This window comes from Hydrogenophaga pseudoflava (assembly GCF_004353865.1).
Lineage (GTDB): Bacteria > Pseudomonadota > Gammaproteobacteria > Burkholderiales > Burkholderiaceae_C > Hydrogenophaga > Hydrogenophaga pseudoflava.
This window is the reverse complement of record NZ_CP037867.1, coordinates 3,232,957-3,257,500: the sequence shown is the minus strand read 5'-3', so window position 1 is coordinate 3,257,500 and position 24,544 is coordinate 3,232,957. Positions and strand designations below refer to the sequence as shown.

The 24,544-nt window shown below is 60.4% G+C and carries 19 protein-coding genes, 2 rRNA genes and 4 pseudogenes (1 of these 25 cut by a window edge); 14 read left to right on the top strand and 11 right to left on the bottom strand.

Going from position 1 to position 24,544, the window contains the following annotated elements:
* The 6 genes and pseudogenes from HPF_RS15610 to istB (HPF_RS15585) form a co-directional block, all read left to right on the top strand.
* Positions 1–2,363, top strand: a 23S ribosomal RNA gene (locus tag HPF_RS15610) (it extends 514 nt beyond the left edge of the window).
* A 160-nt stretch (positions 2,364–2,523) separates the two neighbouring features.
* Positions 2,524–2,636 (top strand): 5S ribosomal RNA (gene rrf / locus HPF_RS15605).
* Positions 2,637–2,828: 192 nt separating this feature from the next.
* The gene (istA, locus tag HPF_RS15600; RefSeq protein ID WP_133157103.1) at positions 2,829–4,349 is read left to right on the top strand and encodes an IS21 family transposase; all 1,521 of its coding nucleotides are present in this window, start codon (positions 2,829–2,831) and stop codon (positions 4,347–4,349) included.
* Positions 4,339–5,157 (top strand): IS21-like element helper ATPase IstB, encoded by an 819-nt coding sequence (gene istB / locus HPF_RS15595; RefSeq protein WP_015586025.1) that lies wholly within the window; start codon positions 4,339–4,341, stop codon positions 5,155–5,157. Before istA ends, istB (HPF_RS15595) begins: the two co-directional genes overlap by 11 nt.
* Positions 5,158–5,355: 198 nt before the next feature.
* Positions 5,356–6,171: pseudogene (locus HPF_RS15590) on the top strand (Mu transposase domain-containing protein); the annotation flags it as partial.
* The gene (istB, locus tag HPF_RS15585) at positions 6,164–6,955 is read left to right on the top strand and encodes an IS21-like element helper ATPase IstB (RefSeq protein ID WP_133157102.1); all 792 of its coding nucleotides are present in this window, start codon (positions 6,164–6,166) and stop codon (positions 6,953–6,955) included. The pseudogene HPF_RS15590 and the gene istB (HPF_RS15585), both read left to right, overlap by 8 nt.
* Positions 6,956–7,095: 140 nt before the next feature.
* Here the strand turns inward: istB (HPF_RS15585) and HPF_RS15580 are convergent.
* The 9 genes and pseudogenes from HPF_RS15580 to HPF_RS15535 form a co-directional block, all read right to left on the bottom strand.
* Positions 7,096–7,788 (bottom strand): annotated as a pseudogene (locus HPF_RS15580) (transposase); the annotation flags it as partial.
* Positions 7,789–7,855: 67 nt separating this feature from the next.
* A pseudogene (locus tag HPF_RS15575) lies at positions 7,856–8,104 on the bottom strand (DDE-type integrase/transposase/recombinase); the annotation flags it as partial.
* A 37-nt stretch (positions 8,105–8,141) separates the two neighbouring features.
* A complete protein-coding gene (locus HPF_RS15570; RefSeq protein WP_133155652.1) occupies positions 8,142–8,747 on the bottom strand; it encodes a plasmid pRiA4b ORF-3 family protein in 606 nt (201 codons plus the stop codon).
* Between the two features lie 24 nt (positions 8,748–8,771).
* Entirely contained in the window at positions 8,772–10,286 is a 1,515-nt protein-coding gene (tnpC, locus tag HPF_RS15565; RefSeq protein ID WP_424955194.1) for an IS66 family transposase, read from the bottom strand.
* Positions 10,287–10,370: 84 nt separating this feature from the next.
* Entirely contained in the window at positions 10,371–10,724 is a 354-nt protein-coding gene (gene tnpB / locus HPF_RS15560) for an IS66 family insertion sequence element accessory protein TnpB (protein ID WP_133155654.1), read from the bottom strand.
* Positions 10,700–11,038 carry an IS66-like element accessory protein TnpA gene (tnpA, locus tag HPF_RS15555; RefSeq protein ID WP_133155655.1) on the bottom strand — a complete coding sequence of 113 codons (339 nt, stop codon included), beginning with the start codon at positions 11,036–11,038 and terminating at the stop codon, positions 10,700–10,702. Before tnpA ends, tnpB begins: the two co-directional genes overlap by 25 nt.
* Positions 11,039–11,121: 83 nt before the next feature.
* A pseudogene (locus HPF_RS23945) lies at positions 11,122–11,753 on the bottom strand (IS3 family transposase); the annotation flags it as partial.
* Between the two features lie 102 nt (positions 11,754–11,855).
* Positions 11,856–12,239, bottom strand: coding sequence for a response regulator (locus tag HPF_RS15540; protein ID WP_066151765.1), 384 nt, complete (start codon positions 12,237–12,239; stop codon positions 11,856–11,858).
* Entirely contained in the window at positions 12,229–13,839 is a 1,611-nt protein-coding gene (locus tag HPF_RS15535) for a PAS domain-containing protein (RefSeq protein WP_133157099.1), read from the bottom strand. The genes HPF_RS15540 and HPF_RS15535 overlap by 11 nt, the downstream gene beginning before the upstream one ends.
* 115 nt (positions 13,840–13,954) lie before the next feature.
* Here HPF_RS15535 and HPF_RS15530 point away from each other — a divergent pair, with 115 nt between their 5' ends.
* From HPF_RS15530 to rfbF, 6 genes are all read left to right on the top strand, one after another.
* Complete coding sequence (locus HPF_RS15530) at positions 13,955–14,254, top strand: hypothetical protein (protein ID WP_133157098.1); 300 nt, start codon at positions 13,955–13,957, stop codon at positions 14,252–14,254.
* Positions 14,255–14,488: 234 nt separating this feature from the next.
* Positions 14,489–15,517 (top strand): NAD-dependent epimerase/dehydratase family protein, encoded by a 1,029-nt coding sequence (locus HPF_RS15525; RefSeq protein ID WP_243721591.1) that lies wholly within the window; start codon positions 14,489–14,491, stop codon positions 15,515–15,517.
* Entirely contained in the window at positions 15,517–16,047 is a 531-nt protein-coding gene (rfbC, locus tag HPF_RS15520) for a dTDP-4-dehydrorhamnose 3,5-epimerase (RefSeq protein ID WP_133157097.1), read from the top strand. The genes HPF_RS15525 and rfbC overlap by 1 nt, the downstream gene beginning before the upstream one ends.
* A 66-nt stretch (positions 16,048–16,113) precedes the next feature.
* The gene (locus tag HPF_RS15515; protein WP_133157096.1) at positions 16,114–17,409 is read left to right on the top strand and encodes an NAD(P)H-dependent oxidoreductase; all 1,296 of its coding nucleotides are present in this window, start codon (positions 16,114–16,116) and stop codon (positions 17,407–17,409) included.
* Between the two features lie 38 nt (positions 17,410–17,447).
* A complete protein-coding gene (locus tag HPF_RS15510) occupies positions 17,448–18,386 on the top strand; it encodes a glycosyltransferase family 2 protein (protein WP_084397043.1) in 939 nt (312 codons plus the stop codon).
* 71 nt (positions 18,387–18,457) lie between these two features.
* Positions 18,458–19,231, top strand: coding sequence for a glucose-1-phosphate cytidylyltransferase (gene rfbF / locus HPF_RS15505; RefSeq protein ID WP_066151757.1), 774 nt, complete (start codon positions 18,458–18,460; stop codon positions 19,229–19,231).
* Between the two features lie 96 nt (positions 19,232–19,327).
* Here the strand turns inward: rfbF and HPF_RS15500 are convergent, their stop codons facing one another.
* A complete protein-coding gene (locus HPF_RS15500) occupies positions 19,328–20,893 on the bottom strand; it encodes a sensor histidine kinase (protein WP_066151755.1) in 1,566 nt (521 codons plus the stop codon).
* 272 nt (positions 20,894–21,165) lie between these two features.
* Here HPF_RS15500 and HPF_RS15495 point away from each other — a divergent pair, with 272 nt between their 5' ends.
* On the top strand, positions 21,166–21,600 hold the full coding sequence (locus tag HPF_RS15495) for a hypothetical protein (RefSeq protein WP_066151752.1): 435 nt from the start codon (positions 21,166–21,168) through the stop codon (positions 21,598–21,600).
* 9 nt (positions 21,601–21,609) lie between these two features.
* Here the strand turns inward: HPF_RS15495 and HPF_RS24085 are convergent, their stop codons facing one another.
* The gene (locus HPF_RS24085; RefSeq protein WP_133157095.1) at positions 21,610–23,277 is read right to left on the bottom strand and encodes a methyl-accepting chemotaxis protein; all 1,668 of its coding nucleotides are present in this window, start codon (positions 23,275–23,277) and stop codon (positions 21,610–21,612) included.
* Between the two features lie 487 nt (positions 23,278–23,764).
* Here HPF_RS24085 and HPF_RS15485 point away from each other — a divergent pair, with 487 nt between their 5' ends.
* Positions 23,765–24,478, top strand: coding sequence for a Crp/Fnr family transcriptional regulator (locus HPF_RS15485; RefSeq protein WP_165961717.1), 714 nt, complete (start codon positions 23,765–23,767; stop codon positions 24,476–24,478).
* The last annotated feature ends 66 nt before the right edge of the window (positions 24,479–24,544 follow it).

Below are 24,544 nucleotides of genomic sequence, written 5' to 3'. Positions count from 1 at the left end.
GCATGCTTACAAAAAGTAGGAGCCCGAAAGGGTGACTGCGTACCTTTTGTATAATGGGTCAGCGACTTACATTCAGTGGCAAGCTTAACCGAGTAGGGAAGGCGTAGGGAAACCGAGTCCGAATAGGGCGATTCAGTCGCTGGGTGTAGACCCGAAACCAAGTGATCTATCCATGGCCAGGATGAAGGTGCCGTAACAGGTACTGGAGGTCCGAACCGACTGGTGTTGCAAAACCAGCGGATGAGCTGTGGATAGGGGTGAAAGGCTAAACAAACTTGGAAATAGCTGGTTCTCTCCGAAAACTATTTAGGTAGTGCCTCAAGTATTACCTGCGGGGGTAGAGCACTGTTTTGGCTAGGGGGTCATGGCGACTTACCAAACCAAGGCAAACTCCGAATACCGCAGAGTACAGCTTGGGAGACAGAGCACCGGGTGCTAACGTCCGGACTCAAGAGGGAAACAACCCAGACCGCCAGCTAAGGTCCCTAAAATTGGCTAAGTGGGAAACGAAGTGGGAAGGCTAAAACAGTCAGGATGTTGGCTTAGAAGCAGCCATCATTTAAAGAAAGCGTAATAGCTCACTGATCGAGTCGTCCTGCGCGGAAGATGTAACGGGGCTAAGCCAGTTACCGAAGCTGCGGATTTGCAATTTATTGCAAGTGGTAGGAGAGCGTTCTGTAAGCCTGTGAAGGTGGCTTGTAAAGGCTGCTGGAGGTATCAGAAGTGCGAATGCTGACATGAGTAGCGTTAAAGGGGGTGAAAAGCCCCCTCGCCGTAAGCGCAAGGTTTCCTACGCAACGTTCATCGGCGTAGGGTGAGTCGGCCCCTAAGGCGAGGCAGAGATGCGTAGCTGATGGGAAACAGGTCAATATTCCTGTACCGATTACAAGTGCGATGTGGGGACGGATCTTAATAGGTTATCCGGGTGTTGGATGTCCCGGTTTAGGCAGATGTAGGCGATGGGTAGGCAAATCCGCCCGTCATATACCGAGGCTGCCGATCGAGCGAGCTTGCTCGCGAAGTAACTGAACGAGGTCCCAGGAAAAGCCACTAAGCTTCAGCTTGTAATTGACCGTACCGCAAACCGACACTGGTGCGCGAGATGAGTATTCTAAGGCGCTTGAGAGAACTCAGGAGAAGGAACTCGGCAAATTGACACCGTAACTTCGGAAGAAGGTGTGCCCTAGTAGTGTGATGAGAACATCTGAGCACGAATGGGTTGCAAAAAATAGGTGGCTGCGACTGTTTATTAAAAACACAGCACTCTGCAAACACGAAAGTGGACGTATAGGGTGTGACGCCTGCCCGGTGCTGGAAGATTAATTGATGGGGTGCAAGCTCTTGATCGAAGTCCCAGTAAACGGCGGCCGTAACTATAACGGTCCTAAGGTAGCGAAATTCCTTGTCGGGTAAGTTCCGACCTGCACGAATGGCGTAACGATGGCCACACTGTCTCCTCCTGAGACTCAGCGAAGTTGAAATGTTTGTGATGATGCAATCTCCCCGCGGAAAGACGGAAAGACCCCATGAACCTTTACTGTAGCTTTGTATTGAATTTTGAACAGATCTGTGTAGGATAGGTGGGAGGCTTTGAAGCAGGGTCGCTAGATCTTGTGGAGCCAACGTTGAAATACCACCCTGGTGTGTTTGAGGTTCTAACCTAGGTCCATTATCTGGATCGGGGACAGTGCATGGTAGGCAGTTTGACTGGGGCGGTCTCCTCCCAAAGTGTAACGGAGGAGTTCGAAGGTACGCTAGGTACGGTCGGACATCGTGCTAATAGTGCAATGGCATAAGCGTGCTTAACTGCGAGACTGACAAGTCGAGCAGATGCGAAAGCAGGACATAGTGATCCGGTGGTTCTGTATGGAAGGGCCATCGCTCAACGGATAAAAGGTACTCTGGGGATAACAGGCTGATACCGCCCAAGAGTTCATATCGACGGCGGTGTTTGGCACCTCGATGTCGGCTCATCTCATCCTGGGGCTGTAGCCGGTCCCAAGGGTATGGCTGTTCGCCATTTAAAGAGGTACGTGAGCTGGGTTTAAAACGTCGTGAGACAGTTTGGTCCCTATCTTCCGTGGGCGCTGCAGATTTGAGGAAGCCTGCTCCTAGTACGAGAGGACCGGAGTGGACGCACCTCTGGTGTACCGGTTGTCACGCCAGTGGCATTGCCGGGTAGCTAAGTGCGGAAGAGATAACCGCTGAAAGCATCTAAGCGGGAAACTCGTTCCAAGATTAGATCTGCCGGGGCCTTGAGCCCCCTAAAGGGTCGTTGAAGACCACGACGTTGATAGGTCGGGTGTGGAAGCGCAGCAATGCGTTAAGCTAACCGATACTAATTGCCCGTGAGGCTTGACCCTATAACTTTGACGAAACCACGTGTCTGAAAAGACGGTTCGTGCAAATGTCTTATGCCCTCATGACTAATATCATGACGTTGGCAGCAATCAAAAACAGCTGATTCGAAACTCTATGAATTCGTCTGGCTGAACAGCCCGTTCAGCCAGGCAACAAGTTATGCCTGACGACCATAGCGAGTTGGTACCACTCCTTCCCATCCCGAACAGGACAGTGAAACGACTTTGCGCCGATGATAGTGCGGGTTCCCGTGTGAAAGTAGGTCATCGTCAGGCTATTATTGAGAAAGGCCCCAAGTAGAGATACTTGGGGCCTTTTGCTTTAGCGCTTTTACCGGTGCAAAGGTCAGAGCATGTTGACGCCGACCGAAAACTGACCATCTGAAGGCGGGAGTGCCGCTTCAAAATTGACCAGGGTGTATCACGCGACTGCTGAATTTTTTGGCAGGAGCAAAAGAGGTGATCACCATGGACATGATTGGCAAGGTCAGGCGCATGAAGATGCGCGATGGGATTTCGATCAGCGAGATCTCGAGGAAGACGGGTTTGGCCAGGAACACCGTCAAGAAGTGGCTGAAGGCGCCGGCGGCGATGGAGCCGCGGTATGAGCGGGCGCAGAAGATGGGCAAGCTCTCGGCGTTCGAGGCGACGCTGGTGGCGGCGCTCAAGACGGATGCCCACCGAGCTCGGGATCAGCGGCGCACGGCGCGGGCGCTGTTTGTGCAGATCCAGGCTCAAGGCTACCGGGGCGGCTACAGCGCGGTGACGGACTTCATCCGGGCGTGGCGACAGGACTCGGGCAAGGACACCACGAAGGCGTTTGTGCCGCTGAGCTTCGAGCTGGGCGAGGCGTTCCAGTTTGACTGGAGCGAGGAAGGCATCGTGGTGGGCGGGGTGTACCACCAGGCGCAGGTGGCGCACCTGAAGCTGTGCGCCTCGCGCGCGTTCTGGCTGGTGGCGTACCCCAGCCAGGGGCACGAGATGCTGTTTGACGCGCACACGAGGTCGTTTGCGGCGCTCGGCGGCGTGGCCCGCCGGGGCATCTACGACAACATGAAGACGGCGGTGGACAAGGTCAAGAAGGGCAAGGGCCGGGTGGTCAACGCCCGGTTTGCGGCCATGTGCAGCCACTACCTGTTTGATGCGGACTTCTGCAACGTGGCCTCGGGCTGGGAGAAGGGGGTGGTGGAGAAGAACGTGCAGGACAGCCGGCGACGGGTGTGGCTGCAAGCGCGAGAGCGCAAGTTCACCAGCTTTGCCGAACTCAACGCGTGGCTGGCCGAGCGCTGCAAGGCGGTGTGGGCGGACACGCCGCACCCGCAGCACCGGGAGCTGAGCATTGCCGAGGTGCTGCAGCTCGAGTGCGAGCACCTCATGGGCATGCCAGCGCCGTTTGACGGCTACGTGGAGCGCCCCGCGCGGGTCAGCAGCACCTGCCTGGTGACGGTGGCGCGCAACCGCTACTCGGTGCCCTGCGAGTGGGCCGGGCACATGGTGAGCACGCGGCTGTATCCCGGCCGCGTGGACGTGGTCGCTGGGGACGCGCTGGTGGCCAGCCACGAGCGGGTGCTCAACCGGGGGCAGACGGTGTTCGACTGGCAGCACTACATCGAGCTGGTGCAGCGCAAGCCCGGGGCACTGAGGAACGGCGCACCGTTTGCCGATATGCCCCGGCCGCTGGCGCAACTGCGTCATGCCCTGATGCGCCACACCGGTGGTGACCGGGTGCTCTCGGAGGTGCTGGCCCTGGTGCCTACGGCAGGGTTGGACACGCTGCTGGTGGCGGTGGAACTGGTGCTGGAACACGCCACGCCCAGCGGACACATCAGCGTGGAGCACGTGCGCAACGTGCTGGCGCGCCTGAGTGATCCGCAGCGTCCGCCACCGGCGGACACGGCCCTGGCGCTGCGCGAGGCGCCACGCGCCGACACCCACCGCTACGACCGGCTGCGCGCTGCCGACGCCCAGGAGGCTGGCCATGCGAACTGAGATTGCCAGCGAACTCAAGAGCCTGCGGCTGTACGGCATGGCCAGCGCCTGGGATGATCTGCTGGGGCAAGGGGAGACGGCGGCGCTGCAGAGTGCACGCTGGCTGCTGGAGCACCTGCTGCAGGCCGAAGGGGTGGACCGGGCGATGCGTTCGGTGTCCTACCAGATGAAGGCGGCACGATTCCCCATGCACCGGGATCTGGCCGGCTTCGACTTCGAGGCCTCAGCGGTGGAACGGGTGCTGGTCAGTCAGTTGGCCAGCCTCGCGTTCACCGACCAAGCCCACAACGTGGTGCTGATCGGTGGCCCTGGCACGGGCAAGACGCACCTGGCCAGCGCGCTGGGCATTGCGGCCATCACCCAGCACGGCAAACGGGTGCGCTTCTACTCCACGGTCGATCTGGTCAATGCGCTGGAGCAGGAGAAAGCCCAGGGGCGTGCGGGGCGCATCGCTGCCAGCCTGCTGCATGTGGACCTGCTCATCCTCGATGAGCTGGGCTATCTGCCGTTCAGCCAGGCCGGCGGGGCGCTGCTGTTCCACCTGCTCAGCCGGCTGTACGAGCACACCAGCGTGATGATCACGACCAACCTGGCGTTTGCCGAGTGGTCCAGCGTGTTCGGCGACGCGAAGATGACCACGGCACTGCTGGACAGGCTGACGCACCATTGCCACATCGTGGAGACGGGCAACGAGTCCTACCGGTTCCGCCACAGCTCAGCGCAGGTCAAGGCCAAGGGCAAAGCACGTGAGCAGGCACGAGACAAAGGCAAGTCGGCTCTCCAGGCCACTACGCCCGAGCCATTCTGAATTACCTGGCCGCCAGCAGGCTGCTGCGGGCTACGCCCTTCGCAGCTGGCTTGCGGCCATGCACAACGCAGCAAGAAGGAGATGCAAGAAGCAGCGATGACCGTATAGTTATCCACAACCGGGCATCAAAAAACCCGGTGCAGGCCCCTGGTCAAAATTCAATCGGCACGCCTGGTCAGATTTGAATCGGCGCCAACAGTCGTCGAGAAGAACGTGCAGGACAGCCGACGGCGGATCTGGCTGGACGCACGTGAGCAGCGCTTTGCCACCCTGGACGAACTCAACGCCTGGCTGGGCGAACGCTGCAAGGCCCTGTGGTCCGAGCTGCGTCACCCCGAACACAAGGCCTTCAGCGTGGCCGAGATGCTCGATCTCGAGCGCGAGCACCTCATGCCCATGCCCGTGGCCTTCGACGGCTACGTGCAGGAGTTCAGCCGCGTCAGCAGCACCTGCCTGGTAACGGTGGCACGCAACCGCTACTCGGTGCCGTGCGAACTGGCGCGGCACATCGTGAGCGCCCGGCTCTACCCCACGCGGGTGGTGATCGTGAGCGAGGACCGGGTCATTGCCGAGCATGCGCGCCAGAGCGGCAAAGGCAAGACGGTCTACGACTGGCAGCACTACGTGCCGCTGGTGCAGCGCAAGCCCGGGGCGCTGCGCAACGGCGCACCGTTCATGGACCTGCCCGCGCCGCTGGCCAAGCTGCGCCAGGCGCTGCTGCGGCACGCCGGTGGTGACCGGCTGATGGCGCAGGTGCTGGCGATGGTCAGCGTGGCCGGCCTGGATGCGGTGCTGGTGGCGGCCGAGCTGGCGCTAGAGCACACCGGGCTCAGCGGCCGGGTCAGCCCCGAGCACGTGGCCAACGTACTGGCCAGGCTGACGGCGCCGCCGCGCCCGCCCAACGTGGCCACGGCCCTGGTCACCCTGACGCCGCCCAAGGCCGATACGGCACGCTATGACCAGCTGCGCCGCATCGCGGTGGAGGTGGGACAGGAGGAGGTGCCCGATGCGTGACGTCATCACCGAGCTCAAGGCCCTGCGGCTGCATGGCATGGCGGCCACCTGGGCTGAACTGGGGGAGCAGAACAACGGCGAACTCGACCGGTCACGCTGGCTGGTCGAGCAGATGCTCAAGGCTGAAACCAACGACCGTGCCAAGCGCTCGGTCAGCCACCAGATGAGCACCGCCAAGTTCCCGGTGCACCGTGATCTGGCGGGCTTCGACTTTGAGGTCTCGCAGGTAGACCGCAAGCTGGTGACACAGCTCGCCACTTGCGAGTTCACGGCCGGCGCGCATAACGCTGTGCTGGTGGGTGGACCAGGCACAGGCAAGAGCCACCTGGCCACGGCCATCGGCGTGGCCGGCATCACCGAGTACGGCAAGCGGGTGCGGTTCTATTCCACGGTCGACCTGGTCAACGCGCTGGAGCAGGAGAAGGCCCAGGGCAAGGCGGGGCGCATCGCCGCCAGCTTGCTGCGTATGGACCTGCTCATCCTGGATGAACTGGGTTACCTGCCGTTCAGCCAGGCCGGCGGCGCGCTGCTGTTCCACCTGCTGAGCAAGCTCTACGAGCACACCAGCGTGGTGATTACCACCAACCTGGACTTCGCCGAGTGGTCCAACGTGTTCGGCGACGCCAAGATGACCACCGCACTGCTGGACCGGCTCACCCACCATTGCCACATCGTCGAGACCGGCAACGAGAGCTACCGCGTCACCCAGGCCACGGCCAGCACGAAGCGGCGCATAAAGGCACGAGAACAGGAGCGAAGAGACAAGCCGGTCGATCCCGGCTGACAGCGAGCGCCGCGCCACCCACATCCACCAAACCACCTGAAAGGAGCAAGGAGCTACAGTTGTACACAGCCGGGATCACGCGGTTCCGGCCACCAGCCCTGGGTCAAAGTTCAATCGGCAGGGTGGGTCAAGATTCAGTCGGCGCCGACACCCTGGATGTACAGGGCCTGGTAGATGGCTTCGTGCGAGATGCGCATAGACAGATCATCCGGGAAGTCGAGCAGCAGCCGGTTTGAAATCTGCTCTGGCGACCAGCCATTGACCCACTTGCGGTCCCCGCGATGGGGCTTGTTGCGCCCGATGAACGCAGCCTGCCGAGGCCCTTCAATCTCTCTTCCCTTGGCATCGTGGATCTTGCCTTCCAGCCGTTCTTGGACGTATTGGCGCAGACGCGGGTTCTTCACGAGCTTGGCCGGCTTGTTCCGTCTGGCCGCTAACTCGGACTTCCACTGCGCGACTGATGCCCGGTAATCGAGCTTCCCGCCTCGCGTGGCAGCGTTGCGCGTCAGCTCCCGTGAGACGGTCGATGGACTACGTCCCAGACGACGAGCGATCTCCCTCACGCCAACGTCTTGAGCTCGCAAGAGTGCGATCTCCTCTCGCTCCGAGAATGACAGATACCTCGTAGACACGGGCTTGGACAGAAACAATGGCATGCCGCCACGATGACGGAACCAGCGAGTGCCCACCGGCTGCGACACGCCCACGGCTTCTGCCGCCTTCTCGCTCGTGATTCCGGTCGCGATCTGCTTCCAGAACTGCCGCTCAGTCTCACGCCGAAGCGACGGCGCACCAGGAGAGCGCATTGCGTCCCTCCCCGTCAACTGCGTCATCCATCCTGCGGGTCGTCCCATAAACACCTCCTGGTTGAAGGTGTTGCAACGACCAGTTGAATCCACCCTGACTGCCCTGGTCCGAGTGATGCAGCAAGGCCACCGGCTTGCCCCGGCGCCACACGGCCATCATCAGCGCATCCACCACGAGCGGCGAGGTCATGCTCTCCTGCATCGACCAACCCACGATGCGCCGCGAGTACAGGTCCAGCACCGCCGCCACGTACAGCCAGCCTTCTGCCGTCCAGATGTATGTGAAGTCGGCTACCCATTTCTGGTTCGGGCCATCGGCCTGGAACTGGCGGTTCAGCACGTTGTCGGTAAGCGTCTGGCCGCCCCATCTTGACGGGGCTCTATAGGCGCAGCTTGCGCATCCCGGCGTTCACGGCATTGAGGTCGAAGCCTGCAGGGTCGAACGGCCCGCCGTTCCACTCCCACATCGCCAAGTGCTCCGGATGCAAGTGCTCCGGATGCACGGGATCGACGATGGCCTGCAAGAAGTCGCTGTAGCCCGGTGGCCCGCCCACATCTTCAGGCGGACAGGCGTTGGCTCCGGCTACGCAAAGCGGGCGAGTGTTCTTCGCGCCGGGCTCCAAGGCCGCCTCGACATGGATCCGGTGGCGCCAGTCGTCGCCAAAGTCGTAGGTATAGATGAATTCGGTGGTGCCGTCGGCAAGCACCGCCCTGAGATCGAACACCCGTTCATCCCTCGTCTCGACTCTGGACGGCCAATCGGGGTCGGGTATCGCGTAGCGCACTGCGCTCACGTCGAAGGCATGCATGTGCGTGTTCATCCAGCCCATGGCGGTCTGAATGACGCGATCAAGTTTGTCCAGCGTCACCGTATCGGGCACCCAGAGCCGGCGCCAAATCGCTGGCTCCAGGTATTCGAGCTGGATGTGCAGTTGGTAGACGCGCTGCACGACGGTGGAGCGCTTGGCAATCTTGGGCTTGCTCATGCCCCAAGGCTACCAGTCTGCGACTCAGCTCATGGGCTGCCAACGGTGCGGCAGCAGCTCACCGATCTGGCTGGCGCGCTGCATGGGCAGGCTTGCCATCACATCGCGCAGGTAGGCGTAGGGGTCATGCCCGTTCATGCGCGCTGACTGAATCAAGCTCATGACGGCAGCCGCCCGCTGGCCCGCACGCAGGCTGCCAGCGAAGAGCCAGTTGTTTCGACCAATGGCAATCGGGCGGATCTGGTTCTCGATCCAGTTGTTGTCCACGGGCAGTTGCCCATCGTGGACGAACCGTGTCAGAGCCTCCCAGCGCCGCAGGCTGTAGTCCAGCGCCTTGGCACTCGCTGAACCCTCGGGCACCTTCTGGCGCTGCAGCAGCATCCACTGGTGCAGGGCATCGAGCAGCGGCTTCGCTTGTTGTTGCCGGATGACTTGGCGTTGATTGGCGCTGAGCTCCTTGACCTCGCGCTCGATCTCGTAGACACGGCCGAACTGCTGGAGCGCGAACTCTGCGATCTGGCTCTGGTTCGCCGCGTGCAGATCAAAGAACTTGCGCCGTGCGTGCGCCAGGCAGCCAACCTCGGTCACGCCACTGGCGATCAAGGCCTTGTAGCCGCTGAAGTCGTCACAGGTGAGGCTGCCTCTCCAGTCACCCAGGAAGCGCCGGGCATGTTCGCCCGAGCGCGATTCGCAGAAGTCGTAGACGACCACCTTGGTGTTCTCGAAGGCACCCGTGGCATAGGCCCAGAGGTAGGCCCGATGTGTCTTTCCGTTGCCCGGTTTGAGCATGGACACCGGCGTCTCGTCGGCATGCAGCACGCGGTGTTGCAGCAGCTCGTGTCTCATGGCATCGACCAGTGGCTGCAATTGCACGCCGCATGAGCCCACCCATTGAGCGAGTGTGGAGCGCGGAATCGCCAAACCGGCGCGGCCGAAGATCGCTTCCTGACGGTACAGCGGCAGGTGATCGGCGTACTTGGTCACCAGCACCTGCGCCAGCAGCCCGGTGGTGGGGATGCCTTTGTCGATGATGTGCGGATCGACGGGTACCTGGTGAATGGTCTCGCACTTCGCGCAGGCCCACTTGCCCCGGATGTGGCGCTCCACCGTGAACACGCCAGGCACGTAGTCCAGCTTCTCGGCTACGTCCTCTCCCACGCGCTTCATCTGACAGCCGCAGGCGCAAGTGGTCGAGTCGGGCTCGTGGCGGATCTCGCGCCGCGGCAGGTTGGCGGGAAGAGGGGCGCGTTTGGGCACCTTCTTCTCTTCCAGCTTGGCCGGCGCTTGCGCTTCCTGTAGCGCGTCAATCTCCGTGGCCACGGCCGCCAGGTCGGCCTCGATCTCGTCTTCGAGCAGGCTCTTCTGTTCGGGGTTGAAGCGTTCGGACTGGGCCGCGAACTTCATGCGCTTCAAGAGCGCGTTCTCGTGCGTGAGTTTGTCCAGCAGCGCGCTCTGGTGGCGCAGCTGCGTCATGAGGCGCGAGGTCAGCTCACGCAGCTCTTCTGCGCTCAGGCTCTGCAGGGATTGAGGCTCGACCACCATGGGCATTCACTGTGCCAGCACTGGCACACCCGCACCATTGGCGCATGCCCCAATTGGCAAGCCCTGGTCTGCCCCTCAGAGTCAGACCACGGTGATGACACCACCGTCGGCTAGGCGCTGCCAGGGTAGGCCCAGCACCAGCGCATCGAACTGGGCGCGGGTGAGCGAGGCGGTGCTTGCCGTATCACGCGGCCAGACGAATTTGCCGCTGTTCAGGCGCCGCGCTGCCAGCCACACACCGATGCCGTCGTGCACCAGCACCTTCATGCGGTTGGCGCGGCGATTGGCGAACAGGTAGGCGTGGTGCGGGCGCGCTGCGCCGAAGACCAACACCACACGGGCCAGCGCCGTCTCGGTGCCCGCTCGCATGTCCAGCGGCTCGGTGGCCAGCCACAGGGCATCCACCCGGATCACTTGAGCAGCTCTCGCATCCATACGGCGCACTGATCGGCCGCCGCCAGGGGCCAGGTCACCGAGACGGTGGTGGCGCCACGGCGCAGATCGATGCGGATGTCTGGTGCAGGCGCGTACGCCGCGGGCGGCAAAGCTACCGGCACGAATGCAGGGGCCTGCAGTGCAGGCAGCGAGCCACCCGCTCCGCGGCGCCATTTGTGAACGACATTGGCGTTGATGCCGTGCGACAAGGCGATGCTGGCCACCGATGCGCCGGGCTCGGCGCACTGACTGAGGATCTGCTGCTTGAGCTCGGCGCTGTGCCGCCGGCGGGTCTTCTTCTTGGCTTCATTCATGGTGTCCACCTAAATCGCTTGGTGGACACCATCGTTGCCGCTTAGACCAATCCCTTCAAGGGTGGGATGACCGCGCGCTTACCGTTGTCGGCCACGGCACTGCGCGCGCCACGGTCCTTGGGCAATCCGCGTCGCCGTGGCCTGGCACGCAATGCCTGCTCTCGCATGAGCCGTTCGATGCGGTGCAGACCACAAGCCTGACCTTGTTCCAGCACGTCGTGCCACACACGCCGTGCCCCGTAGGTGCGGTCACTGCGCACGAAGCTCTGGTGCACATGCGCACCCAACACCTCGTCGCTGAGACTACGCCGGCTCCTGGGCCATGTGAGCCAGGCGTAGAAGCCGCCTCGCGAGACACCGAGCGCCTCGCACAGCAGATTGACCGGCCAGGCCCCTCGGTGTTTCGCCACGAAGCCGAACTTCACATCGACTCCTTCGCGAAGTAGGCCGCGGCTCTTTTCAGGATGTCGCGCTCCATCTTGAGCTTGGCCACTTCCTTGCGCAGCCGCGCTATCTCGGCGTCCTGGGTCCTTTGCTTACCGTTGCCGGGAAACGCCTCCTGGGGCTCGTCTCGCAGCTCACGAACCCACTTGCGCAGCACGTTCTCGTGAACGTCCAAGTCCTTGGCCGCCTGGGCCACAGTCATCCCACGCTCGGTGACCAGCTTGACCGCTTCAAGCTTGAACTCGCGGCTGAATTTCCTTCTCGTGACCATCTGCCACCTCCAGTTTCATCTTCCGCCTTAACAAGGTGTCTTTGAAACCGGCAGCAGCCCACTGCTCCAGATAGCAGGCTTGGCTCGCAGCACGTTCTGACGTTACCCTCGTTCGAGCACCTCTCGCGCCTGAGATGAGGTAAGCGGCTTGACCAGATAGCCTGTGATCAGAGGCAAGGCCTGTGCGCGACGCCGGTCCTCCGACCAATTGGACGATGTGAGCATGGTGAGCTTGAAGAGCGCACGAGGCTTCAGTTCCCTGGTCAAGGACTGAGCCACTTCGAAGCCACTGAGCAATGGCATGTTGATGTCCAGAAACACGCAGGTTGGTACAGAAATCTGGTCCTTCAACAGGAATGCGAGCCCATGTGTTGGCCGATCAAACTCGAGCACTTCTCCCTCGAACCCGGCTTTCTGAAGAGCAATGCGGTGAAAGAAGTTGTCCGTTTCGTTGTCGTCGATCAATACAACTCGGTCAAACATCATGCACAAGCCTCCTGGGCAACATGAAGATCAAGGATCGACCACCTTCGAGGGGTGACTCCTCTTGAAGCCACCCTCCATGGGCCATGGCTATCTGCCGGGCAGTCCACAAGAGAAGGGAGGATTCAGTGACCTTGTCCATTTGCGCCTCATCCTTCATGTCATCAGATTCGATGCGCGGCAATGGAGTACTGCCGCCCTGGTCGACGACGGCCAACCTTGACATTCCGTCAGCGATGTCCAGCTTGATATCAATGAGTGCCGTGGTTGATGATGAAGTTCTCAGGAGATGCGCGATTGCACTGCGCAATCCAAGATCGAACGCCGCCTCATTCACCACAAGATCGCCGTCAACCTGCACGGTGAAACTTACCTCGTAGCGTTCAACAAGATCCTTCATGTGTGCGAGGCTGGTGTGCACCAGAATGAATGCCGGCCGCACGGACTTCGACAGTTCCCCACCGGTCTCCACCTCGCCGAATGTGCGCATGTCCTCAAGCAGGCTGTCTAACCGCCGCCCGGCCTGCTCGATGTACTTCAGACACCGTGCTGCTATGGGTGACAAGTTTCCACCCATCTTCTCTACCAGCAGCGGGGTCGCGTTGGTGATGGCATTCACCGGCTCTTTCAAGTCGTGGGAGATGGCGTGCAGATACTTGTCCTGCAGAACTCTTCTCCTCTGCAGCTCCGCCACGTGCTGTCGAAGTTGCTTGGCTTGAAGAACCAAGTCGGTCACATCACGACAGCGCTCCACCACGCCGAAAATGCGGCCATCCTCATCGTGGGCGGGCAAATATCTGAGCTCCAGATGCCTTTTCCCAACGCCGGGAAAATCGATCACAAGTTCCAATGGGGCATCGTGACCAGCAAGAGCTTGGTTGATCCCCGCTTTGACGGAGTCGCGGTAGAGCTCTGGGCCCAGTAGCTCCTCAACGTGCATGCCGATCAACTGTTCGCGAGGCTGCACCCAGTGCGTCTCATAGGCAGGGTTGACATACAGAAAGCGGTGCTGAGGATCAATAAATGAGCAGAGCTCTCTGCCCTCGTCAATGACACTCCGTATGACGCGTTCGTTCCTTCGCACAAGTCCCAACATCGCCTGAGACTCGCGCCGCCGCCGAGCCTCGTGTTCTATCAATCCCATGGTCAGATCTGCCAGACGCTGAAGCTGGCGCTGCAGCTCCGGAGAAATGGTGCGAGGCTCTGTGTCGAGCACGCAGACCGCGCCCAAAGCCAGGCCGTCTCCTGTCACGATCGGCGCCCCTGCATAGAACCTGAGGTTGCCGTCTACAACCAGCGACAGTTCGGAGAACCGTGGATCTTGCGCGGCGTCACGGACTGCGAGCACATGGTCTGAATCCATGATGGTGTATGCACAGAACGACTCGTCGCGAGGTGTCTCGCTTAGTTCAACACCTCGGCGTGACTTGAACCACTGCCTCTCGGCATCGACAAGAGTGATCAGTGCCATTGGGGTGCCACAGATTCCCGCTGCGAGTGCCGTGATGTCATCGAACATCTTTTGTGGCAGCGAGTCTAGGATCTGGAAGGCATGCAGAGCCTTCAATCGCTTTGCTTCATTGCCAGGTACTGGATAGCTCATGTGGTTCCCAAAACGCAAGAGGTCTGTGATCAGCCAGGGGGACCAAAGGTTCCTTTGAGGTCCCCTCGAACTCCTGAGCCGGGCAGAAGCAGAGTTTGGGGACAGTGCGTGAGCGATGAACTCCGGACCTCATGTGCGTCTGGAAGAAGGTGATGACCCCGGAGTCGTCGCGTGCAACGGGCCAGAGCTTTCGGTCACCCATCTCGACCTCATTGAGGAGGCCGACCATCTGCGCTTCGCCGAATCTGGACTGCTTCATGCAGAGACTGCGTTGATGGGAATTCAATGCTTCCCGGCTGGTTCAGGTTTTCAAGGGGACTTCATCGCCGCTGTACATGTGCGAGGCTTAAGCGCGGGTTATGTGCGACTTAAATTGCACTTAAATGCAGTGGATTGCGCCACACATCGGCGCTGAACCGAGCCTGCATTGCAATTCAAAATTGAGCTAGGTCAAGCTTCGTGCGATCCGGCATTGAGTCGTTCACACTTGGCGGGCTATCCTCGAAAACGAGGTGAATATTTCGCCGTGCTGGGTGCGCCCTAAACACAATACCCCTCCGGGGCCTGAGGTTGTTTGGCGAAATCATGTGCATCGGGTCAGGCACCAGAATCACCTTTCGAAACACCTGAAGTTATTTACAAAGGCGGAATGGCTGTGAAAGTACTGGTTACCGGGATCGATGGCTATATTGGGAGTTTGCTGGGTTCGGTCCTGCTGGAGCGGGGGCATGAGGTGGTCGGCATCGATACCGGTTTCTACCGGGACGGCTGGCTGTTCAATGCCGTCAAAAGATCGCCGCAATGGATCAGCAAGGACATTCGCAACATCACCGAAAAAGACCTTGAGGGATTCGAAGCGGTGCTGCATCTGGCCGAATTATCCAACGACCCGTTGGGCAAGCTCAACCACGACATCACCTATGAAATCAATCATGTGGGCTCGGTGGAATTGGCCAAGAAGTGCAAGAACGTCGGCGTGAGCCGTTTCGTTTACACGTCTTCTTGCAGCGTGTATGGCATCGGTGGGGACGATTTCAGAACCGAAGAATCCGATACCGATCCACAAACCGCATACGCAAAGTGCAAGGTGAAAGTCGAGCGAGATGTCTCGCCGCTGGCTTCCGGCCATTTCAGCCCGACCTTCCTGCGCAATGCCACGGCCTATGGGCCGTCGCCGCGCATGCGCTTTGACATTGTGCTGAACAACCTGTCCGGATTGGCGTGGACCACCAAGGAAATCAAGATGACCAGCGACGGACAGCCGTGGCGCCCGCTGGTGCACGTGCTGGACATTTGTGATGCCATCGGCTGCGTGCTGGAAGCGCCGCGCGAGAAGGTGCACAACCAGATCTTCAATGTGGGCGCCACCTCCGACAATTACCGGGTCAAGGAAATCGCCGAAATCGTTGCCGAGACCTTCACCGGTTGCGCGCTCAGTTTTGGCCAGCACGATGCGGACAACCGCAGCTACCGGGTGTCGTTTGACAAGATCAGCAACCAGCTGGGCTTCAAATGCAAACGAAATGCCAGGATTGGTGCCGAACAACTCTACGAAGTGTTCAAACGCATCGACATGGCGCCCGAAATTTTCAACTTCCGGGCCTTCACCCGCCTCAAGCAGATTGAATACCTCATCCGCACGCGTCAGATTGACGACAAGTTCTTCTGGAGCGTTTGATGATCTTCACCGAAACCAAACTGGCGGGCGCCTACATCATTGATCTGGAAAAACGCGGTGATTCCCGCGGCTTCTTCGCCCGGTCTTTCTGCCAGGACGAATTCGAGCGGCATGGGCTCATTAGCAAGGTGGTGCAGACCAATGTGTCCCTGAGCAAACACCAGGGCACATTGCGCGGCATGCACTACCAGGAATCGCCTTATGCCGAAACCAAGCTGGTGAGATGCACGCAGGGCGCCATCTACGATGTCATCGTGGACATCCGCCCGGAATCTCCGACCTACCGGCAATGGATCGGTGTGGAATTGTCCAGCAGCAATCACCGCATGCTGTTCGTGCCCCAGCATTTCGCGCATGGATTCATTACCCTGGTGGACGATTGCGAAGTCACCTACCAGGTTTCGCAGGTGTACCACCCGGGTTCGGAGCGCGGTCTCCGATACAACGACCCGGCGCTGGGAATCATCTGGCCGCAGGCGGTCCAGGTGATTTCAGAAAAAGATGCCAGCTGGCCCGACATGAACAGCTGAGCGCAATAGCCGCCATATCGGCTCGCCCAGCCCAGGTGTCGCATTAAGAATTGAATATTAAAAATCATGATCATCATTGACAGCGCATTGAAGAAGCGCCAGGCCGAGAACAACCCGGTGCGGGTGGCCATGGTGGGCGCAGGTTTCATGGGGCGCGGTGTTGCGCTGCAGATCATTCAATCGACCCCGGGCATGAAGCTGGTGGCGGTGTCCAACCGGAACATCGAACAAGCCCGGCGCGCGTACAACGAAGCCAATGTCCAGGACTTGGTGGTGGTTGAAACAGTGGCGCAGCTCGAAGATGCGATCGCGCAAGACCGTTATGCGGTGACCGACGACGCGTTTCTGCTCTGTCAGGCGGAGGGCATTGACGCCATCATCGAGGTGACCGGCGCCGTGGAATTCAGCGCCCAGGTGGTTTTCAAGGCCATTGAGCACCGCAAACACGTGATCATGATGAATGCCGAACTGGACGGCACGGTGGGCCCGATTCTCAAGGTCTACGCCGATAAAGCGGGTGTGGTGCTGACCAATGTCGATGGCGACCAACCCGGCGTCATCATGAATCTGTACCGATTCGTCAAGGGAATAGGGGTGAAGCCCGTCCTGTGCGGCAACATCAAGGGCTTGCACGATCCCTATCGCAATCCGACCACGCAGGAAGGATTTGCCAAAAAGTGGGGGCAGAACCCCGCCATGGTGACCTCATTTGCCGATGGCACCAAGATTTCGTACGAGCAGGCCATTGTGGCCAACGCCACCGGCATGCGGGTGGCCCAACGCGGCATGTTCGGGCCCACGGTGGAAGCCGGCGCTCCCATTACCGAGGCGGTGAATTGGTATCCGCTGGAAGAACTGCTGCAAGGCCCGGGCATTGTGGATTACGTGGTGGGGGCCGCTCCCAACCCGGGCGTTTTTGTGCTGGGCACCCATGACCATCCCCAGCAAAAGCACTACCTCAATCTGTACAAGCTGGGCGAAGGGCCGCTGTATTGCTTCTATACGCCTTACCACCTGTGCCACTTTGAGGTACCCAATACGGTGGCGCGCGCGGTGTTGTTCTCCGATGCGGCCATTGCGCCCATCGCCGGCCCGTGCGTGGATGTGGTGGCCACCGCAAAAATCGACCTGAAAGCTGGTCAATTGATTGATGGCATTGGCGGCTACATGACCTACGGATTGGCCGAAAACTCGCAGGTGGTGAATCAGGGCCGTCTGCTGCCGATGGGTTTGGCCGAGGGATGCCGCCTCAAGCGCGACGTTCCCAAGGACCAGGTGCTGTGCATGGACGATGTCACGGTGCCGGAAGGCCGCTTGAGCGACCAACTCCGTGCCGAGCAAAACGCCTATTTCAGCAATTGAAACCGGTGTGGGTCTGAATATCTGCGTCTGGGCAAAAAATGAACAATGCTCCGTTGGTCAGTATTGGTGTCCCGGTGTACAACGGTGAAAAATCCTTGGCGCGCACGCTGGATTGCCTCCTGGGGCAAACCTATCGAAATATCGAACTGATCTTGTCCGACAACGCATCCACCGACGCCACAGCGCAGATTTGCCAGAAATACTGCGCTCAGGACCCTCGGATCAGATACGTGCGGCAGGAGAAGAACCTCGGGCTGCCCGGCAACTGGACGTTTGTTGCCGAGCAGGCCACAGGCGAGTTTTTCATGTGGGCGGCGGCCGATGACCACTGGGAGCCGGAGTTTGTAGAGGTTCTGCTCAACAAACTGCTCGCGGAACCCGACGCGATATTGGCATTCTGCCCCTACCGCCTCTTCAACAGAGAGGCGCAGGAATACGAAGGCGAACCGGTCATTGAAGACTACGGGCACCGGTATGCGCTGGTGAGAATCTACAAGCTGACCAAACAGTTGCTGGACCGCAGCAACCACGCGCTCATCCGGCGCCAGCGCGCCGAGGACATTGCATACAAGCTGTGGCTGTTTCCGAAAATCACCACGGTTTACAACGTTGCTTTCCCATCCCTGTATTTCCTGGCGGCCAAGGGCAATTTCGTTCTGGCATCACTGGACAAGCCCTTGTGGCGCAAGACCATGACCAGCAAACCGGCGCATGACGTGCCGCAGCACGCACGCCACCCGGCTCTGACCTATCTGGGCCATGTGATTCGCAAAATCCACCTGTTCTTCCGGTCGCTGGCCTATATCCGGCGTGGAGCGGATTCGTATTTGCTCATGCTGGCGTGCGTGCCGATCCTGTTGGCCAGGATGATTCACGACATTGTGGTGCCGGTGTGGGTGGTGCTGAAAGTGATTTTTTCCGGCAGGAAGATGAAGGATTTGTCCCCTCATGATTTCTGGAAAATGGGCGTTCGCTGAAAGCGGCTGAGCCAGCCCCTCAATATTTCTCATTCGGACAGATTGAACAACCCAGGCAAGGGCGCAAGGAAATGAAAGCAGTCATTTTGGCGGGAGGCTACGGAACCCGGATCAGCGAGGAAAGTGCCACCAAGCCCAAACCCATGATCGAAATTGGTGGAAAGCCCATGCTCTGGCACATCATGAAGATCTATTCCAAGGCGGGAATCAACGACTTCATCATCTGCTGCGGCTACAAGGGCTATGTGATCAAAGAGTACTTCGCCAACTATTTCCTCCACACGGCCGATTTCACTTTCGACATCAAGAACAACAAGATGGACGTGCACCACACCCAGGCCGAGCCGTGGCGGGTGACATTGGTCGACACCGGCGAAACGACCATGACCGGCGGGCGCATCAAGCGAATCAAGGACTATGTGGAGGGTGAGGCGTTCTGCCTGACGTATGGGGACGGCGTCTGCGACATGGACATGAACAAGCTGCTGGCTTTTCACCATGAGCAGAAAGCGGTGGCGACCTTGACCGCCGTGCAGCCGCCTGGGCGCTTCGGGGCTTTTGCCCTCAAAGAGGACGATAGCAAGATCCACAACTTCAGCGAAAAGACCAAAGGGGACGGGGCGTGGATCAATGGTGGCTTCTTCGTCATGGAGCCCGGGGTGTTCGACTATTTCCCGGGCGACGAATGCGTTCTGGAACAGGAGCCTCTCACGCAACTGGCGCACGAAGGCAAGCTGGCGGCACATCGCCACGAGGGCTTCTGGCAGAACATGGATACGCTGCGCGACAAGAACTATCTTGAAAGCCTCTGGGCCAGCACCAAGGCACCCTGGAAGATCTGGTGATGGGTGCATTGCGAGCACGATTGACCCCATCTGTTGGGGCGTAGCCGGGCGATGCGTCTGTGGAGCGCGCTGACAGACCGTTGGGTCCTGTCCTTGTCAGAGATCTCCGAAGTTGGATCCTGTCATTCTTCGTGGCAGACGGACGTAGAAGGTCGAACCCTCACCAGGCACAGACTCTGCCCAGATACGTCCTCCGTGTGCCTGCACGATGCGCTGGCACAAGGCCAAGCCAATCCCGTCGCCTGCGATGGCAGCATCGGGATTCGCGCGCCCGAACATCTGGAAGATGTGCGAGTGCATCGAGTCGTTGAAGCCGCAGCCGTTGTCCCGCAACGAAAGGGTCCAGTCCCCATGGGTGACATCACAGGCGAAGTCCAGCCTGGTCAACGCCTGTTCGGCGCTGTACTTGAACGCGTTGTCGATCAGGTTGGCCCAGACTTCCCGCAGCAACACCGGGTCTGCCCAGACCTCTGGCAGGGACTCCAGTCCGGTCACGCAAAATGGCCGATCCTGAAAGGACGCTGCGACATCACCCAGGCAGTCCTTGCCCAGCTGTGACATCGCCACCCAGACCGGGCTGATACCTCTGCGTCCCATGCGCGAGAACTCCAGCATGCCGTCAATCAGGGACTGCATGCGCATGCCCGCATCCACGATCTTGTGGCAATAGGCCCTGGCAGTTGCAATGTCGTCCGAGGCCAGGGTCTCCTGCACGATCTGGGCGTAGCTGACCATGTGCCGGATCGGCTTTTTCAGGTCGTGCGAAAGGGCGTGTGAAAACGCTTCAAGTGACTGGTTGGCCTCTTCGAGGTGGCGCGTTCGCTCTTCGACCATGGCCTGCAGCTTCTCGTTGGTCAGGCGTTTCTGTTCGAGCAGTTCCCTGTAGACCGTGACATCCTGGATGGTCCAGGTACCTGGAGAACGGATGCCGGTGCCGTGTCTTTCAGGGACCCCGCGGCAGCGAACCCAGCGTCGGCGGCCACGGTGGGTCGTGATCGGCAGTTCATGGTCGAACTCGTCTCCGGTTTGCATGACGCGCTGCAGGCGAAGTTGCAGGTCCTGTTGTGCCTCGGGGCAGACGTATTTGAGAAGATCCCGGAAGGTCTTGGGTGTTCCTTCCTCGGGCAGTTCCAGAATCGAATACACCTCGCTGGACCACTGCATCGACTTCGTGTCGGCGTTGAACTCTACGCGGCCAAGCCGCGCCAGGCGCTGTGCCACCTGCAGGTGGTGCTGCAGTTGGACGTTGGCACTCTCGAGCGCCCGCCGTTCACTGACATCGCTCTGGATGGAAAAATAGGCCAGCACCTGACCCCGTCCATCGCGGATGGGTTCTATGTTCAGCGTGACGGTGTAGGGCTCGCCGTTTTTGCGGTAGTTGATCATCTCGGCGCCGGAGACCGATCGTCCCAGTCGCAGCTGGTTGCCCAGGCGTTGGCTGACCCGTCTGTCGGTCAGCGGTCCGCGCAGCACCTCACCCGCGCGTCTGCCCTGCACTTCGTCCAGCGACCATCCGGTCACCCGGGTATAGGTCTGGTTCACCCATCTGATGCGCTGCTCTGCGTCGGTGATCACCACCATGTTGGCGCTTTGCTCGACGACTTTCTCCAGGATCAGCAACCAGGAGGTCAGGTCATAGAGTTCATCGGTGCTGTCCAGCAAAGCGTTGCCTCCTCTTTAAGGAACGTTTGTTGCCAGGTCGCTCGGGAAGGCGCTTGGCGGCATGGATCGGGCGTGCAGACGCCTCGCATGGCCTTGATCATCGACAGGAAAACTGCGATTTGCCATGAAAATCAACGTGCTTAGTGATCAGACGCACACAGGCTTTTTGCATGTGAGCCGATCGCCGCAGTCGCTCGCTAGGATGTGGCTCGCGCCTGCACCGGTCCTGCAGTTGCTGGCGCTTTGTCAACGTTCAATCGGTGACTGCAAGCATGGAACTTTCAGCATTCGAGCAAGCCTGTATCGAGGCGCGGAGACTGGTCGCGTTGTCCGAGTGTCTGCAGGACCACTTGGAGGACGGAAGGGCGGACAGGCTTGCCGGGGTCGCCGGCATCTTCGATCCGGAGTGCGATCTGCTGCTGGATCTGGTAGCCGGCATCCATGGGGCTGGCACCTGCATCGTGGAGCTGATTGGGCGCGACCTTGCCGGCGGGGATGGCCGGCTGCCAACGCCCGTCACCAACGAAGATCTTGCACTGGCATCCCAGGAAATGCTGCATGCCGTGACCGCCGTTTCTCTGAGCTGTGAACACCTGGGACAGTCACCCTTCGCCCGCGAGTTCGCGTTGCCTGATTTCTCTGGTCTGGCGCGAACCAGCATGGACCTGAGACTTCGGCTGCAACAGGCCCGTGCCGCCTCGGGTTGAGTGGTGCCATCAAGTCGACTGATCCGACGGGCTTGCCGGCAGACAGCCTGTTGAGTCCCGGTTGGCGCTGCTGTCCAATCTGAACCGCTCAACCGCCTGCACAAGCAGGTTGGCTTGGTTCTTGAGGCTGGCTGCTGCTGCGGCGGACTCCTCGACGAGGGCCGCGTTTTGCTGGGTGGTCTGGTCCATCTGGCTGATGGCCTCACTGACCTGGCCGACACCGGCGCTTTGTTGGACACTGGCGCTGCTGATCTCGCCGACGATGTCGCTGACGCGCTGGATCGAAGAAACGATTTCCTGCATGGTGACACCCGCCTGATCGACCAGTGTGCTTCCTTGCTCGACACGTTCAACGCTGGCCCCGATCAACGCCTTGATCTCCTTGGCGGCCTCTGCGCTGCGCTGCGCCAGGTTGCGCACTTCTCCGGCCACCACCGCAAAGCCACGGCCCTGTTCGCCAGCCCGAGCCGCTTCCACCGCGGCGTTCAGGGCCAGGATGTTGGTCTGGAACGCGATACCGTCGATCACGCCGATGATGTCGCTGATCTTGCGGCTGCTGTCGTTGATGTCGCGCATGGTCTGCACCACCTGACCCACGACGGAGCCCCCCTGCCGGGCCACCGTGCTTGCGCTGAATGCCAACTGGTGGGCCTGGCGGGCATTGTCGGCGTTCTGGCTGGCGCTCGACCCCATCTGCTCCATGGATGCAGAGGTTTCTTCCAGCGCCGATGCCTGCTCCTCGGTGCGTTGGCTCAGGTCCGCGTTGCCTTGTGCGATCTGCGCACTGGCGGTGGCCACGTTTTCAGCGTTCCCGCGCACCTCACCCACCACCTTGACAAGGCTGTCGTTCATGGCCTTGAGCGCGCGCAGTAGGTCAGCGGCCTCGTCCTCTCCTTGGGGCTCAATGTTCGAAGTCAGATCACCGGCGGCCACTGTGGTGGCCACCTTCACCGCTTCGTTGATGGGGCGTGTAATGGAGCGTGTGATCGCAATGGCCAGCCCCACACCCATCAGGAGGGCAAGGCCGGAGGCGCAGATCATCGCCACTTCCACCATCACCTCCAGCTGCTGAGACAGCTTGAATTCCTGTGCCGCCACGTCGATCTGGTGACGGGTGAGCTGGTCCGACAGACCGATGGCGGTCTGGGCCAGGGGTTCGAGCTTGTCGTTGTGGATCCGCCGGGCAGCCTCGAGATCGCCATTGCGCACCGCGGTCAGCACCGCCATCAGGCCGTCGTTGACGAAAGCAGCGCGTGCCGGTGTGTAGGCTTGCGCCAGTCTTGCCTCCTCTGGGGCCAGATCACCCGCCATGTAGCTGTCCCACAGCTGGCCGATGCGTGTGGCATTGGCCTGGACCATGGACTGGTTCTTGTCCAGGGATTGCGGGTTGATCAGTGTGTCCATGACCAGCACCCGGTTGGCCAGCATCAGCTGGTTGATGGTGGCCAGGTTGCCCAGGGGCACCGTACGGTCTTCGTAGATGGTCCGGCTTTCTGCCGACAGCTTGGCTGCACCCACGAAGCCCGTGGTGGCCATGCCCACGATGAGCAGCAGCAAGGCACCGAAGGCCAGGCCAAGTCGTTTGCCAATCTTGATGTTTGAAAGGATGCGCACGTCTAATCCTCGTGTAGTTGAACGCAGGAGGCTTTCGGCACACCGGCAGAAGCCTTTGGTCATCCGGATATCCGTCCATGGCCTTGACTGCGACCGACACGGGCAGGCGCAAGGATGGCTGGAACCTTCAGCATCGACGACGGAAAGTCGCCCTGAAGCGCAGAAATGGGTGGTCTTTTGGTCTATCTGGCCGCTCAGTGATCAAACGCGCGCATGGAGGTCCATCTGGCGAGGCCGTGTGTCGTCAGGGCGCCGCATGGACCGTGTTTGGGCAGGTCATGGGCCAGACTTTTTTCATGTCGCCCGGCCATGCGTGGCCTCCACATGCAGGGCTTTGACATTGATCAGTGACAGAACAGCGTCGGTTTGCTATCAGAAAAAAGCGTGCTTAGTGATCAGACGCACACGCGCCCTGTTACAAACTGATGCAGCGAGAAGCTGCGCCGGTACCATGCGGTACGCGCCGAAGGAGCAGGCGCAAGCGGTTGGGCGTTGTCGATCAGAGGTTGCACATGCGGTGTGACCCATGAAGGATTTCCGAGAATTTCCCGTGAACATCAGCAAGAACTCCCTGCGAACTGGAGGACCGGGCACCACGCCCCGATGCGACCATTGCTCCACCCGGGGGCGTTGCCTGCTGGCGGTGCTGCCATCACCCCAACACGAACACTTCCGGTCACTGGTGCGAGAACGCTCGGTGGCGGTAGGCGAGGCGGTGGAAACACAGGGCGCTCACGGCCAGGTTCTTGGCGTGGTCAAGGTCGGGCTGCTCAAGGGCCTGAGGCGAGGGCCCGGAGGCGACGGCAAGACCATCATGCTGGCGGGCAAGGGGCGTCTGGTCGGCTTCACGCAGCCGTTCGGGCAGCCCGCGCTGCTGAGCCTGCTGGCCATCACGCCGACGCGCATTTGCGAACTGCCGGTGCAAGCGGTCAACGACATCGCCATGCCCCAGTCGCAGTTTCAGCAGGCGCTGTACAGAATCACTGCCGACTTCCTGGGCTGCATGGCCGACTGGTCGCGCCTGCTGCGCGAGGACAGCTACCTGGCCAAGGTCTGCGCGGCCCTGCACCTGATTGCAGCGGAAGAGGGCCACCACGCCTTCCGCATTCCCAGCCACACCGAACTGGCCAGTGTGCTGGGCACCCGTCGCGAAACGGTCGCCAGGCACATCGCCATCCTGATCGAGCGGGGATTGCTCAGAAAGGTGGACCGATGGCATGGGGTACTGATCACTCCCGATTGCAGTCTGGTCTGGGAGCGTTGAATCGCTCCGGGTTTCCTGGACACCCGTGAGCAGTCCAGATGAGCCGCCCCCCGTGTCGGTGGATCA